The organism is Sphingomonas rhizophila (assembly GCF_014396585.1).
GTDB lineage: Bacteria > Pseudomonadota > Alphaproteobacteria > Sphingomonadales > Sphingomonadaceae > Sphingomicrobium > Sphingomicrobium rhizophilum.
This window is the reverse complement of record NZ_CP060717.1, coordinates 671,715-684,072: the sequence shown is the minus strand read 5'-3', so window position 1 is coordinate 684,072 and position 12,358 is coordinate 671,715. Positions and strand designations below refer to the sequence as shown.

The 12,358-nt window shown below is 63.9% G+C and carries 16 protein-coding genes; 15 read left to right on the top strand and 1 reads right to left on the bottom strand.

Going from position 1 to position 12,358, the window contains the following annotated elements; genetic code table 11:
• Positions 1 to 11 precede the first annotated feature (11 nt).
• The 7 genes from H9L12_RS03355 to H9L12_RS03325 all read left to right on the top strand — a co-directional run bounded on the left by H9L12_RS03355 (position 12) and on the right by H9L12_RS03325 (position 4,558).
• Positions 12 to 512, top strand: coding sequence for a YybH family protein (locus tag H9L12_RS03355; RefSeq protein ID WP_147493502.1), 501 nt, complete (start codon positions 12 to 14; stop codon positions 510 to 512).
• A 1-nt stretch (position 513) separates the two neighbouring features.
• Positions 514 to 1,011 carry a DUF2231 domain-containing protein gene (locus H9L12_RS03350; protein ID WP_187542611.1) on the top strand — a complete coding sequence of 166 codons (498 nt, stop codon included), beginning with the start codon at positions 514 to 516 and terminating at the stop codon, positions 1,009 to 1,011.
• A gap of 203 nt (positions 1,012 to 1,214) precedes the next feature.
• Complete coding sequence (locus H9L12_RS03345; RefSeq protein WP_246104811.1) at positions 1,215 to 1,721, top strand: DUF305 domain-containing protein; 507 nt, start codon at positions 1,215 to 1,217, stop codon at positions 1,719 to 1,721.
• Between the two features lie 2 nt (positions 1,722 to 1,723).
• Complete coding sequence (locus tag H9L12_RS03340; RefSeq protein ID WP_147493504.1) at positions 1,724 to 2,233, top strand: DUF411 domain-containing protein; 510 nt, start codon at positions 1,724 to 1,726, stop codon at positions 2,231 to 2,233.
• A gap of 33 nt (positions 2,234 to 2,266) precedes the next feature.
• Positions 2,267 to 3,064: a DUF305 domain-containing protein gene (locus H9L12_RS03335; protein ID WP_187542610.1), complete on the top strand. Its 798-nt coding sequence runs from the start codon at positions 2,267 to 2,269 to the stop codon at positions 3,062 to 3,064.
• Between the two features lie 73 nt (positions 3,065 to 3,137).
• Positions 3,138 to 3,842 (top strand): PepSY domain-containing protein, encoded by a 705-nt coding sequence (locus tag H9L12_RS03330; RefSeq protein ID WP_187542609.1) that lies wholly within the window; start codon positions 3,138 to 3,140, stop codon positions 3,840 to 3,842.
• Positions 3,839 to 4,558 carry a PepSY domain-containing protein gene (locus H9L12_RS03325; RefSeq protein WP_187107831.1) on the top strand — a complete coding sequence of 240 codons (720 nt, stop codon included), beginning with the start codon at positions 3,839 to 3,841 and terminating at the stop codon, positions 4,556 to 4,558. The genes H9L12_RS03330 and H9L12_RS03325 overlap by 4 nt, the downstream gene beginning before the upstream one ends.
• 22 nt (positions 4,559 to 4,580) lie before the next feature.
• Here H9L12_RS03325 and H9L12_RS03320 read toward each other — a convergent pair whose 3' ends face one another.
• Positions 4,581 to 4,994, bottom strand: a complete 414-nt coding sequence (locus H9L12_RS03320; RefSeq protein ID WP_147493508.1) for a MerR family transcriptional regulator — start codon at positions 4,992 to 4,994, stop codon at positions 4,581 to 4,583.
• Positions 4,995 to 5,058: 64 nt separating this feature from the next.
• Here H9L12_RS03320 and H9L12_RS03315 point away from each other — a divergent pair, with 64 nt between their 5' ends.
• Genes H9L12_RS03315 through H9L12_RS03280 form a run of 8 tightly spaced genes read left to right on the top strand, consistent with a single transcriptional unit; the run spans position 5,059 to position 12,357 of the window.
• Positions 5,059 to 5,694, top strand: coding sequence for a cation efflux transmembrane domain-containing protein (locus tag H9L12_RS03315; RefSeq protein ID WP_187542608.1), 636 nt, complete (start codon positions 5,059 to 5,061; stop codon positions 5,692 to 5,694).
• 41 nt (positions 5,695 to 5,735) lie between these two features.
• Positions 5,736 to 6,143 (top strand): methyltransferase family protein, encoded by a 408-nt coding sequence (locus tag H9L12_RS03310; RefSeq protein ID WP_187542607.1) that lies wholly within the window; start codon positions 5,736 to 5,738, stop codon positions 6,141 to 6,143.
• A gap of 46 nt (positions 6,144 to 6,189) precedes the next feature.
• Positions 6,190 to 6,522: a hypothetical protein gene (locus H9L12_RS03305; RefSeq protein WP_187542606.1), complete on the top strand. Its 333-nt coding sequence runs from the start codon at positions 6,190 to 6,192 to the stop codon at positions 6,520 to 6,522.
• Between the two features lie 51 nt (positions 6,523 to 6,573).
• Positions 6,574 to 7,893 (top strand): TolC family protein, encoded by a 1,320-nt coding sequence (locus H9L12_RS03300; protein ID WP_187542605.1) that lies wholly within the window; start codon positions 6,574 to 6,576, stop codon positions 7,891 to 7,893.
• Between the two features lie 10 nt (positions 7,894 to 7,903).
• Entirely contained in the window at positions 7,904 to 8,221 is a 318-nt protein-coding gene (locus H9L12_RS03295; protein ID WP_187542604.1) for a hypothetical protein, read from the top strand.
• The gene (locus H9L12_RS03290) at positions 8,161 to 8,700 is read left to right on the top strand and encodes an efflux RND transporter periplasmic adaptor subunit (RefSeq protein WP_187542603.1); all 540 of its coding nucleotides are present in this window, start codon (positions 8,161 to 8,163) and stop codon (positions 8,698 to 8,700) included. Before H9L12_RS03295 ends, H9L12_RS03290 begins: the two co-directional genes overlap by 61 nt.
• On the top strand, positions 8,697 to 9,095 hold the full coding sequence (locus H9L12_RS03285) for an efflux RND transporter periplasmic adaptor subunit (RefSeq protein ID WP_187542602.1): 399 nt from the start codon (positions 8,697 to 8,699) through the stop codon (positions 9,093 to 9,095). Before H9L12_RS03290 ends, H9L12_RS03285 begins: the two co-directional genes overlap by 4 nt.
• Before the next feature lies 1 nt (position 9,096).
• Positions 9,097 to 12,357 carry an efflux RND transporter permease subunit gene (locus H9L12_RS03280; RefSeq protein WP_187542601.1) on the top strand — a complete coding sequence of 1,087 codons (3,261 nt, stop codon included), beginning with the start codon at positions 9,097 to 9,099 and terminating at the stop codon, positions 12,355 to 12,357.
• Position 12,358: the final 1 nt, after the last annotated feature.

Sequence of the window (12,358 nt, the reverse complement as noted above, 5' to 3'; positions counted from 1 at the left end):
GGGAGAAAATCATGAGACTTGTCACCGCTTTCGCAACCATTGGGCTGGTCGGTCAGACGGCTATAGCTCAACCCGTCCAGCATCCGCCGGGCCACTCCAAGACTACTCCGGCCGCCGCCACAGCCGACGAGGCAGCGGTCAAGGATGTGCTGTCGCGCTATAAGTCGGCCATTGAACGGCTCGACGCGACGGGGACCGCCGCGCTGTTCGCGGCCGACTCGGCCATCTTCGAGACAGGCGGGGTTGAGGGAACCTACGCTCAATATCTGGACCACCACCTTGGCCCGGAGTTGAAGGCATTCAAGGCGTTCGCCTTCTCCGACTACAAAGTCGCGGTGCGCTTCGAGGGTCCGGTCGCGCTCGCCACCGAGACCTACAACTATCGCATCGAGACCAAGTCGGGCGAAATCGCCGAGCGCCGCGGTGTGGCGACCAGCGTCCTCAAGAAGATCGGTGGGCAATGGAAGATCCTGTCAATGCACAATAGTGCGCGCAAGCCGAAAGGAAGCTGAGATGATCTTGGCGGAACACCGAAAAGTCGGCGCGGCTCGCCTGCTCCAATTCATCGTGTTGTTGGCTGTCGTGATCGGTTTGGTGCTCGTCGCTACACCGGCCTTTGGCCACGAGAAGCACAAAAAGAACAAGGCGCAGGCGGCCCAGGTCGTTCAGCCACCGACGGCGCCGGGAAATGTTGCGACAGCCGGCAATCAACCTGCGGCGGCCCAGCCGATGTCGCACGACATGATGGGCGACATGGAGATGGAGGTCGACCGCTCGAAACTGCCATTCCTTGAACGGCTGTTGGGCTGGCTCGGCCGCCTGCATCCATTTGTCGTGCACTTCCCGATCGCTTTCTTTCCAGCCGCGTTGTTCACCGCGGTTGTCGGCCGACGGCGACCGGCATTTTCGGCGCCGGTTCAGTTCCTTGTCGTCGCCGGGGCTTGCTCGCGCCGTTCGCGGCCGCCGCCGGGTGGCTGGCGGGCATGTCGGCCGATCCCGATCCAATACTGACCTATCACCGTTGGCTTGGTGTCGGCATCGGGATCGCTGGTGCCGGACTGGGAGTCTGGGCTTGGCGCCGGCCTTGGGAAGACCGCGGGGCCGGAATGATCCTTGCGTTGTCGATCATGACGCTGGCGATCGCCGTGCAGGGCTTCCTGGGCGCAGCGGTCACCCACGGCATGGAACATCTGATGTTTTGAGGAGGATGAGTGATGGAACAGGGTCATGAAGGTCACGGAACAATGCCGAGCGACATGAAGATGTCCAAGGACATGCAGCGCCATCATTACCGCATGCTAGCGGTCAATCTCGCCCTCAGCCTGCTGGTTATGTATGTGGCGATGTTCGCCATGATCTGGAGCTTCGGCGAGTTCATCCAGAATGTGAACTTCCTCTACATGGCTCTTGTCATGTGGGCGCCGATGGCAATCGTCATGCTGCTGACGATGAAGTCGATGTATCAGGACAAGCGCCTGAACCTGATCCTCTACGCGGTCTTCGTGCTGACCCTCGTCCTCTCCTTCGCCGCGATCCGAGCGCAGTCACTGGTCGGCGACAAGCAATTCCTGCGCTCGATGATCCCGCACCATTCGGGCGCCATCCTGATGTGCGAGCGAGCTAAGATCAGTGACCCCGAAGTCCAGCAACTCTGCGCGGATATCATTGCCGGCCAGAAAGCCGAGATCGACCAGATGAAGGCGATTCTCGAAAGGAAATGACCATGCCGAACACCCTCGACAGGCGAACGCTGGTCGCAATGCTCGCGAGCGCCGGCGTCATCGCGATCACCGGATGCGGACAGGCGAAGCAATCCGGCAACTCGCAATCCCGTTCGGAGAGCCCGCCGAAAGTCCAGGCTGCCCAAATGACCGTCTACCGCGATCCCAGTTGCGGTTGCTGCGAAGCCTGGGCCGCAATTGCCCGCCAGGCCGGCTATCACGTGTCGCTCGTCGACCGGCCGGATATGCCGGCCATCAAGGCGAAGCTCGGCGTTCCCGAAGAAGTCGCCTCCTGCCACACGGCGACCGTCGAAGGCTTTGTCATCGAAGGGCATGTGCCGATGGAGGACGTCGCGCGTTTGCTCAAGGACAAATCCGAAGGCATTCGCGGAATCGCAGTTCCTGGCATGCCGCGCGGATCGCCGGGCATGGAAATGCCGGACGGATCAAAGGACGATTTCCAAGTCATGGCGTTCGACGCGGCCGGAAAGTTGTCGGCCTTCAAAGCTTAGGCGGGGCGCCCAACAAACTAGATGGAGTTAATTATGAAGAAGGTAATGACCGGCCTCGGCGCTATCGCCCTGATGGCCTCGCTGGCAGCGTGCAGCGGCACCGACGAAACCGCGCAGAATGGTGCGGCCAACGACATGAACACAATGATGGCCGATCCCGATAATCCGTTCGCCCAGTCGGAAATGGCGATGGACAGTGCAATCAACGCCGCGGTCGGCGTGAACGCCGGGGACAGCTGGGTTCGCAAGATGATTGAGCATCACAAGGGCGCGATTGAGATGTCGCGCGTTGCCTTGACGCAGAAGCCAACGGCTGATGCGGCAATGATGGCGCAGCAGACCATCGACAAGCAAACGAAGGAAATTGCCGATCTCGAAAAGCTGGTCGCGACCGGGAACCCGGACGCGGCGAGTGGCGAACTGTATCGTGCCGCGACCATGCAGATGCATGATGCCATGATGGGAGCCAAGGGCGCGGACATTTCCGAGACCTACCTCCGCAAAATGCTGGCCCATCACCAGGGCGCGGTCGCGATGTCGGATGTCGCGCTGGCCAACGGCGCAACCGGCGCGGTCCGTGCCCAGATCGAAAAGACCAAGGCGGACCAGCAGAAGGAAGTCGCAATTGTCGAAGCGATGCTGCGCGGCGAGCCGATGACGCCCGCGGCACAAGTCGCGAGCCCGGCCAAGGCGCCGGCACCGGCCGCAAGTCCTGCTGATCCGAAACCGGCCACGGCAAAACCAGCTCCGGCCAAACCCAAGCCGGCCCCAGAACCTAAAGCGCCAGAGCCGACTTGCTTGCCCGAGCATCGCGCTGCGGGACACTGCTGAGCACTTGATAACGACCCCGGCGGCAAGCACGCCCGGGGTCGTCTTCATTTGAGAACTGGAATAACCGCCGCCGATGCGCACGCACATCATCGCCCGCAAGACGCACAAGTGGCTTGGGCTGTTTATTGGTCTCCAGGTCGTCATTTGGTCGCTGAGCGGCCTCTACATGACCGTCGTCCACATCGACACGATCCACGGCGACCATCTCGTGCGATCGACGCATCAGCGATTCGCTGCAGCCGATTCGCTGGTCGATCCTGTCGCCTTGGCCTCGGCCAACGGGGCGAATGCGGTGCGGCTTGCCTGGCTCCGTGACCAGCCGCTCTTTGTGACCACGTCGGAAGCTGGAGAAACGGCGTTCGACGCGAGTACCGGGAAGCTTGTAGCGGGACCGAATGAAGCGGCGATCCGAGAATTGGCCCGCTCCTACTATACCGGCCGCGAACCAATTCTGGCGGCAAGACTGATCACAGACATCCCCGGCGAGATACGCGGGCGAAAGCCTCCGCTGTGGCAGGTCGAGTTCGACCATTGGAACAAACCGACGTTCTACCTGTCGCCTGTGACGGGTGAGTTGGTGTCGCGGCGGCACGAGCTGTGGCGCATCTTCGATTTCGTCTGGATGCTCCACATCATGGACTATGACGAGCGGGAGAATGTGAACAACACGCTGCTCCGGGTCTTCACTTGGGGAGCGGTGCTGATGGCCCTCTCCGGTGTCTGGCTGCTGCTTTACGCCTTCCCCAAAAAGAAGAAGAAAAAGGCGTTGACCAAGTGATCGTCAAATCCATCTGGCTTCGCAAAATCCATAAGTGGGTCGGGATCGTGATCGGCGTGCAATTTCTGATCTGGGCGATCAGCGGCGCGGCCATGGCATTGATCAGCATGGACGAGGTCGCAGGCGGCGAGAAGGCCGTTCAGGCTGAGCCGGCACCGCTGCCGACTGCTCGCGGCTGGTCAACCATCCAGCGCCAACTGAGCGGCGAAGGGATCCAAGCCGTGGGCCTTCGCGCCATGCCGGACAGCCAAGCTATTGAAGTAAAGATCAGCGGTGGCGTAAAGCTCTTTGACGCGACCAGCGGCCTGCCGATGGTCATTGATCGAGCGAAGGCCGCTGCCGTCGCGAGGGCGACGCATCCCGACGGTTTGGAGCCAACGCGGGTTACGCCGCTGACTGACCTAACCCTCGCCGTCCGCGAGCACGAACTGCCGATCTGGCGAGCCGACTTCGCGGACGCCAAGCACAGCAGCTACTATGTCTCCGGAACGACCGGCGCGGTGCTCGAACGCCGCAACGACAGCTGGCGCTGGTGGGACTTCTTCTGGATGCTCCACAACATGGACTACGCGAAGCGCACGAGCTTCAACCATCCACTAATCATCATGGTGGGCTTCGCCATGGCTTGGCTCGCAGTCACCGGCTTCTGGCTCCTCTTTCGGACTATGTGGCGCCACGATCTCGTGAAGTTGCGGCAATTTGCGGAGCGCAGCTGACGCTTCGTTACGCACTGGTTGGTCAATCCGCCCAATCTGCGGGCCGACCTAGCGCCTTCAGTATGCGGCAATCAGCAACCTTGCCGGCGCGGCATTGCCGCACGACTGCAGAGAGTTCCTGTTGCAGATTCTGAAGTGCTGCAATTTTCCGTTCCACTTCCAGCAGATTGGACTTGGCGATGAAATCCACCTCTCCGCAGTCGCGATCACGCTCGTCGGCGAGGCTCAGCAAAGCTCGCACCTGATCGATGCCAAATCCCAAATCCCGCGCTCGTCGGATGAAGCCCAGGCGCTCGGCCTCGTTCGAGCCGTAGCTTCGGTAGTTGCCCTCGGTCCTGGCGACCTGCGGCATCAGGCCGATCTTCTCGTAGTAGCGGATGGTCTCGACCGCCGTGCGGGTCGATCTGGCGAGCTCGCCGATTTTCATGCCAATCATCACTTGACCCTGTAGTTGCTACAGGGTTCATTTGGGGTGTCACATCGAGTCTGTCGAGGTGGCAATGTCCGCGAGTTGTTGTGGTCCAGCGAAGAAACCGGCCGTCGATCCGCGCTGGCGGCGAGCGCTGTGGATTGCGTTGATCGTTAACGCAGTGATGTTCCTAGGCGAACTTGGTGCCGGCGAAATCGCCAATTCCCGCGCGTTGCAGGCTGACGCGCTCGATTTCTTCGCGGATTCGGCCAATTACGCCATCTCTCTCGGTGTCGCGGGGATGGCGCTGGTTTGGCGAGCGAGCGCGGCGTTGGTCAAAGGGCTGACCCTCACCGCCTTGGGCATCTATGTGATCGTAGGAGCGCTCATCGCGGCGTTCGACGGTTCGTCGCCGCAGCCCGCGATCATGGGCGGCGTCGGCCTTGCGGCGTTGGCGGCCAATGTCGGGGTCGCGCTCATGCTCTACCGCTTCCGGGAAGGCGACGCGAACATGCGGTCGGTTTGGATCTGCTCGCGTAATGACGCGATCGCCAATCTTGCCGTGGTAGCCGCGGCGCTCGGCGTGTTCGGCAGCGGAACCGCCTGGCCGGACCTTATCGTCGCCGCGATCATGGCGATGCTCGGGATCACCGGCGGTATCAAGATCATCCGGCTCGCCGTGAGTGAACTGACCCACGAGCCGATGCCAGCGGAAGCCCATCGATGACAGTCGAGGACAACCCGCGCGTTTTCGTGCCGCCTCCGTTGATGCTGGCGGTGTTCGTGGGCGTCGGCCTGCTGATCGATGGCGGGCCGATCGCCAGCGGGATCGTTCTTGCTGTTGCCATTCTCATGGCGCTCGCCGGCGTTGGGCTCATCATTTCGGCCCTTGGGCTCTTCTTTCGCAGCAAAACCAGGGCAGAGCCGTGGCGCGGAGCAAGGTTGCTGGTGGCCGCTGGCCCCTATCGTTTCACGCGCAACCCCATGTATCTTGGGATGGTTGTGGTTGGCCTTGCGGCTGCGCTTGGATTGTCGAGTTTCGGCGCGGCCGTCGGTGCACTGCTAGCCGGCCTGATCGTCGACCGAATCGTGATCCGTCGCGAGGAAGCCTATCTGACGCGCCGCTTCGGTGACGATTACCGGGCCTATCTCGACCAGGTGCGCCGATGGTTGTGACCAGCGCCATTTCCTTCCGGCAGGCCGCCTGCTAATGGCCGGTTCGATGTCTCGCTGGACCAACCTCGTTGGCGCGCTGCTTCTCGTCCTGATGGTGTGGACGGGATCGTCGGCGCATGCCGCAGAACGGTTCGACTGCATTCCGGTTACCGAACAGAACGCGGGACATTTCGAGGGTGACCGCGACGAAGTGCCGTCCGATCCCGACCAAGGGGTCGCGCACCATCACACGGGTTGCAGCGGCCATCATGTCGCGACGCCCGGACAATTCGCCACCCTCGGTTTTTCAATCCGCTCGGCCGGTCTCACCAGCGCCAGACAGGATGCGGACCATCCCGGCAGAGAGCCGGAAAGCCAGTTGAGGCCGCCGATCGCCTGACGAGGTTCGCGCCCGCGATGCGGGTTCGTTCGATCGTCAGGAGTCAACTCAATGAGATTTTTAGCAGCCGCGGCGTGTGCCGCGGTGGCGGCGGCGGGGCCGATGATGCCTGCGGCCGCGCAGGTCGGCAATCCAGCCACACCGCGTGTCGGCAGTCCGTCGGCGCAACCAGCCGGGCCACCCGCGCCGGTCGTTGCACCTCGACCCGAGCCGCGCGCTGGCCCGCTTCCGGGCAGCCTTTCGCTTCCGCAAGCGCTGGATGAGGCGGCCGCTCGTTCACCCGCTATTGTCGCGGCGGAGGCCGAGGTCGCCGCCGCCGAGGCGCGCATTCGGCAGGCCGGCTACCGCAGCAATCCGGAGCTGAGCGTCGAGGTCGAGAACTTTGCCGGGACCGGCGAGCTTCGCGGCTTGCGGTCGACCGAGACGACGGTCGCGCTCAACCAGCGGCTCGATCTCGGCGGCCGACGGTCGGCGCGGGTGAATGCCGCCCAGGCCGCACTCGAAGTGCAGAAGCTCAAGCTCGCGATGGCCAAGGCCGATCTGTTGCAGTCCGTTCGCGAGCAATTTGCCCGCGCCATCGCTGCGCGGGAAAAGCTGGCCCAGGCGACCGAGAATGAGGGGCGTGCGCGGGAACTGGCGCGGGTCGCTGGCATCCTGGTCGAAGCCGGGCGCGATCCTCCATTGCGCGCGTTGAGGGCTCGTTCGGCGCTGGCGCAGGCGCAGGCCGCGCGTGAAGCCGCGGCGGCCGATGAGCTTGCCGCCCGCTCCTCGCTTGCCGCGCTGTTTGGCGTCAGCGAGCCGGTTTGGGCTGTCTCCGGAACGGCGCTCGATGTCACGCCTCGCCAGGTCAATCCCGACCAAAGTCTCGATGTGCGACTCGCCGATGCGGAGCGTGTGGCTGCGCAGGCCGGGGTTCGGGAGCAGCTCGCCGAACGACGCCTCGATCCCGCGGTCGGGGTTGGAGTCCGCCATATCCGCGAGACCGGCGATGTTGGGCTGGTTGCCGGCCTGTCGATGCCGCTCCGGCTATTCGACCGCAATCAGGGGAATATCGAGGCCGCTCGCCAGGCCGCAACCGCCGCTGATGCCCGGCGCGCGTCCACGCTGGCCACGACCACCGCAAAGGCGCGCAATGCCATCGCCAATGTCGAGGCCGCCCAGCGTCGCGTGGAAGCTCTTGAAAGGGCTGCAGTGCCGGAAGCCACGGAAGCGCTTCGGCTTGCCGAACTATCCTATCGGGAAGGCCGCGCCTCGCTGATCGAGCTGATCGACATCCAGAATGCCTACACCGCCGCGCGGACTTCACTGACCGAAGCTCGCCTCGAACTCGCACTCGCCACGGCCGATCTCGGCCGGATCCTGGCGCAATAGGAATATCTCCATGCAGTCCATCCGAGACATCAAGTTGATCCGCCTGTCGGACCGCAATCGCTGGTTCGCCGGCGTCGCAGCTGCCGCACTCCTCGCCGGGGTCGGCGGCCTGTTGATCGGACGGTCGATGACCGACCAGCCGGTCGCGACCGAGCAAACCGAGGAGGCCGAAGGTGAAGAACATGGCCCCGAGGGCTTCATCGCGATGACCCGGAGAAGCTCGCCGCGAGCGGTATCGCCAGCGAGCAGGTCGTGCTCGGCTCTCTCATGTCGGAAATTATCGCTCAGGCGACGGTCACGGCCCCACCCGAAGGCCAGGCTTTGCTGACGGCTCGCGCCGATGGCGCCGTCGTTCGCATGAACAAGCGCCTCGGTGATCCAGTCGGTGCCGGCGAGACCGTCGCACTGCTTGAAAGCCGCGATGCAGCCGCATTCGTTGCCGATCGCAATGCTGCCGCTGCACGTGCCCAGGCGGCGCGGGCGGCAGCCAATCGCGAGCAACGCCTGTTCAATGCCAGGATCACGGCCCGGCAGGATCTTGAGGCTGCCGTCGCGGCACGGCAAACCGCCGAAGCTGAGCTGCAGCGCGCAAATGCCGCCGTCAGCGCGGCCGGCGTGACCGGCGGCGGGCGCTACCTTGCCGTGCGGAGCCCCATTTCCGGCCGGATCACCGAGGTCGACACCCAACTTGGCGCTTATGTTTCGGCCGGAGCGGAACTGTTCAATGTCTCGAACCCGAACCGCATCCAGATCGACGCGGCGGTGCCGGCAACCGACGCCCAGCGTATCCGTCCGGGGACCGCGTGATTGTCGAACTGCCCACCGGCAGCATCGTCGAGGCCGTCGTTCGCTCGGTCACGCCTGCGGTCGATCCGCAAAGCCGCTCGGCCACGGTGGTCGTTGAGCTGGGCGGCGCGCCGGCCGGATTGACGCAGGGTCAGGCGGTGCGGGTGCGGATCACGCCGCGCGGCAGCCAGGAGAGCGGCATCATCCTGCCCGAAGAGGCGGTGCAGCAGATCGAGGGCCGCGACATGGTGTTCGTCCAGGTCAAGGGCGGCTTTCAGGCCATGCCCGTTTCCGTCGGCTCACGGAGCGGCGGCAGGATCGAGATTCTGGACGGCCTGCGCGCCGGGCAGACGGTCGTTATCAAGGGCGCCTTCGTCCTCAAATCCCAGCTGGGCGCAAGCGAGGCGGAGCACTAGGATGATCGACCGCCTCCTCGACGCCTCCGTCCGCTTCCGCTGGGCAGTGCTGGCCATCACGGCGCTCGTCGCCATCTACGGCGCGTTCCAGCTGTTCCGGCTGCCGATCGATGCCGTTCCCGACATCACCAACAAGCAGGTGCAGGTGAATGTCGCCGCGCCCCAGTTCAGTCCGCTCGACATGGAACGGCTAGTGACCTTCCCGGTCGAAAACTCGCTCGCCGGGATTCCTGGCCTCAACTACACGCGCTCCATCTCGCGCAACGGCTTTGCCCAGGTCACTGCCGTGTTCGAGGAGGATGTCGACCTCTATTTCGCACGCCAGCAGGTCGCGGAACGGCTTGCCCAGGCCGGCGAGAGCCTACCCGATGGCATCCAGCCGCAGATGGGGCCGGTCTCGACCGGTCTTGGCGAAGTGCTGATGTGGTCGGTCGATTATGCCCCGACCGCGACCGCCAAAAACCCCAAGATTCCCGGCCGGCCCGGTTTTCAGCCGGACGGCAGCTACCTGACGCCGGAAGGGGAACGCCTGACCGACGACGTGTCGCGCCTGGCCTATCTGCGCACCGTCCAGGACTGGATCATTCGCCCGCAAATCCGCGGCGTCGACGGCATCGCCGGTGTCGACAGTATCGGCGGCTACGAAAAACAGTTCGTGGTGCAGCCGAACCCCGGCCAGCTTGCCGCTTATGGCGTCTCCTTCACCGAACTCGCCGAGGCTCTCGAGAAGGCGAACCTGTCGGTCGGAGCCAACTTCATCCAGCGCGGCGGCGAGGCATTCCTGGTTCGCGCCGACGCCCGTATCCGCCACATTGACGAGATCGGCCGAACGGTGATCGCCAACCGCAATGGGGTGCCGGTCACCGTCGCCAATGTCGCCACCGTCACGCTGGGCGGAGAGCTTCGCACCGGCGCGGCCTCGCTCGACGGCAAGGAAGTCGTCATCGGAACAGCACTCATGCTCGCCGGAGAGAATAGCCGCATCGTCGCGCAGGGCGTCGCCGAGCGTCTCGACGAGGTAAAGAAGTCCCTGCCCCCCGGCGTTCGCATGACGACGCTCTACGACCGCTCGGCGCTGGTCGATGCAACCATCTCGACCGTCGAGAAGAACCTTGTGGAAGGGGCATTGCTGGTCATCGTCGCGCTATTCTTGCTGCTGGGAAATATCCGCGCCGCCATCATCGCCGCGTTGGTCATCCCATTATCCTTCCTGATGATGGCGATTGGCATGAACCGCTATGGCGTGTCGGGCAATCTGATGAGCCTCGGCGCGCTCGACTTCGGCCTCATCGTCGACGGCTCGATCATCATCATCGAAAACTGTCTGAGACGCCTCGCCGAGCGGCAGCATCATGAAGGACGCCTGCTCAATTTGTCCGAGCGCCTGCACGAGGTGTTCGAGGCATCGAAGGAGATGGTCCGGCCGACGATCTTCGGCCAGGCGATCATCTTCCTCGTCTTCGCGCCGCTGCTGATGTTCAGCGGGGTTGAGGGCAAGATGTTCACGCCGATGGCGATCACCGTCATTCTGGCGCTGGCGGGCGCCTTCATCCTCTCGCTGACTTTCGTGCCGGCGATGGTCGCGGTGCTGATCCGCGGCAAGGTCTCGGAAGAGGATGTCAGGGCGATCCGCTGGGTCAAGACCCGCTACGAGCCGCTACTCGCCAAGGTGATCGCGGCGCCGCGCAAATGGGTCATGGCCGGCGTCGGTGCTTTTGTTGCCGCGGGGTTGCTGTTCATGACTCTGGGTCAGGAGTTCATTCCGCAACTCGACGAGGGCGACCTGGCGATGCAGGCGATCCGCATTCCCTCGACCTCGCTCGACCAGTCCCTCGAAATGCAAAAGCGGGTCGAAGCCGCGATCTCGAAGCTTCCGGAGGTATCGTTTATCTACTCGAAGACCGGCACGGCGGAAGTTGCGACCGACCCGATGCCGCAGAATGCCTCGGACGCTTTCGTCATCCTGAAACCCAAGGATGAGTGGCCATCCGGCGTCGATAGCAAGGAAGACATTGTCGAGCGCATCGAAGAGAAGATGGAAGGGCTGGTCGGCAACGGTTTCGAGGTCAGCCAGCCGATCGAGATGCGCTTCAACGAGCTGATCGCGGGGGTGCGCGGCGATGTCGCGATCAAGCTCTTCGGCGACAACATGGAGCAGTTGGAAACCGTCGCCTCCCAAGTTGCGTCGGCGATCGGCAAGGTCGAGGGCACCGCCGATCTCCGCACCGAACAGACCGGCGGCTTTCCAACGCTGGAAGTGCAATTCAACCGCGACGCCATTGCCCGTTACGGCTTGTCGACCGAGGAAGTCGCCAATACCGTCGCCGCCGGCCTCGGCGGTCGCGAGGCCGGGCTGGTGTTCGAGGGCGACCGCCGGTTCGACATCGTGGTCCGTCTCGACAATGTGACGCGCGACAACCTCGATGCGATCGGCGCCCTGCCGGTCATGCTGGAAGCGAGCGGATCGGGGCCGCGCGCGTCCGTGCCGTTGCGCGAGTTGGCGAACTTTCAGTTCACCGAGGGCGTCAACCAGGTCAGCCGCGAGAACGGCCAGCGGCGCGTCGTGGTCCAGGCCAATGTCCGGGGACGCGACCTCGGCTCCTATGTCGGGGCGGCGCGGTCGGCGGTCGAAAGCCAGGTCAAGCTGCCGCCGGGCGTCTTCATCCAATGGGGTGGTCAGTATGAGAACCTGCAGGCCGCCTCGCAGCGCCTGACTCTCGTGATCCCGCTGGTCTTCGCGCTGATCTTCGGCATCCTGTTCGTCGCCCTGCGCAGCGTCACTTCGGCGCTCGCGGTTTATTCGGCGGTTCCGCTCGGCCTCGCCGGTGGCGTATTCGGCCTGTTCCTCGCCGGGTTGCCCTTCTCGATCTCGGCGGCGGTCGGCTTTATCGTCCTGTCCGGCGTCACCGTGCTCAACGGTTTGGTCGTGATGACCAGCATCCGCCAGCATATCGAACAGGGAGCGCCGATAGGTGGAGCGATCAAGGCCGGCATGATGGAGCGCGTGCGCGCCGTCATCATCACCGGCGTCGTCCCTGCGATCGGCTTCGTCCCCATGGCGATCGCCACCGGCCGCGGGGCGGAAGTGCAAAAGCCGCTGGCGATCGTCGTCATCGCCGGCTTGGTCGTTGCAACCCTGCTGACCCTGTTCGTGCTCCCGGCCATCAGCCAAATGCTCTTGCATCGCGGCCGGCAGCGGCATGTCGAGGGAGAATATGGTGACGAAGATGCGTTCGGGCGCGAACCATTGCCGTCGAAGTGAG

What these genes read in the sequence shown, in the direction of transcription:
- H9L12_RS03280 (WP_187542601.1), top strand. Translation starts at nt 9,097, where the DNA reads ATGATCGACCGCCTCCTCGACGCCTCCGTCCGCTTCCGCTGGGCAGTG.
- H9L12_RS03335 (WP_187542610.1), top strand. Translation starts at nt 2,267, where the DNA reads ATGAAGAAGGTAATGACCGGCCTCGGCGCTATCGCCCTGATGGCCTCG.
- H9L12_RS03290 (WP_187542603.1), top strand. Translation starts at nt 8,161, where the DNA reads ATGTCGGAAATTATCGCTCAGGCGACGGTCACGGCCCCACCCGAAGGC.
- H9L12_RS03295 (WP_187542604.1), top strand. Translation starts at nt 7,904, where the DNA reads ATGCAGTCCATCCGAGACATCAAGTTGATCCGCCTGTCGGACCGCAAT.
- H9L12_RS03350 (WP_187542611.1), top strand. Translation starts at nt 514, where the DNA reads ATGATCTTGGCGGAACACCGAAAAGTCGGCGCGGCTCGCCTGCTCCAA.
- H9L12_RS03315 (WP_187542608.1), top strand. Translation starts at nt 5,059, where the DNA reads ATGTCCGCGAGTTGTTGTGGTCCAGCGAAGAAACCGGCCGTCGATCCG.
- H9L12_RS03330 (WP_187542609.1), top strand. Translation starts at nt 3,138, where the DNA reads ATGCGCACGCACATCATCGCCCGCAAGACGCACAAGTGGCTTGGGCTG.
- H9L12_RS03340 (WP_147493504.1), top strand. Translation starts at nt 1,724, where the DNA reads ATGCCGAACACCCTCGACAGGCGAACGCTGGTCGCAATGCTCGCGAGC.
- H9L12_RS03345 (WP_246104811.1), top strand. Translation starts at nt 1,215, where the DNA reads ATGGAACAGGGTCATGAAGGTCACGGAACAATGCCGAGCGACATGAAG.
- H9L12_RS03320 (WP_147493508.1), bottom strand. Translation starts at nt 4,994, where the DNA reads ATGATTGGCATGAAAATCGGCGAGCTCGCCAGATCGACCCGCACGGCG.
- H9L12_RS03355 (WP_147493502.1), top strand. Translation starts at nt 12, where the DNA reads ATGAGACTTGTCACCGCTTTCGCAACCATTGGGCTGGTCGGTCAGACG.
- H9L12_RS03305 (WP_187542606.1), top strand. Translation starts at nt 6,190, where the DNA reads ATGTCTCGCTGGACCAACCTCGTTGGCGCGCTGCTTCTCGTCCTGATG.
- H9L12_RS03300 (WP_187542605.1), top strand. Translation starts at nt 6,574, where the DNA reads ATGAGATTTTTAGCAGCCGCGGCGTGTGCCGCGGTGGCGGCGGCGGGG.
- H9L12_RS03310 (WP_187542607.1), top strand. Translation starts at nt 5,736, where the DNA reads ATGCTGGCGGTGTTCGTGGGCGTCGGCCTGCTGATCGATGGCGGGCCG.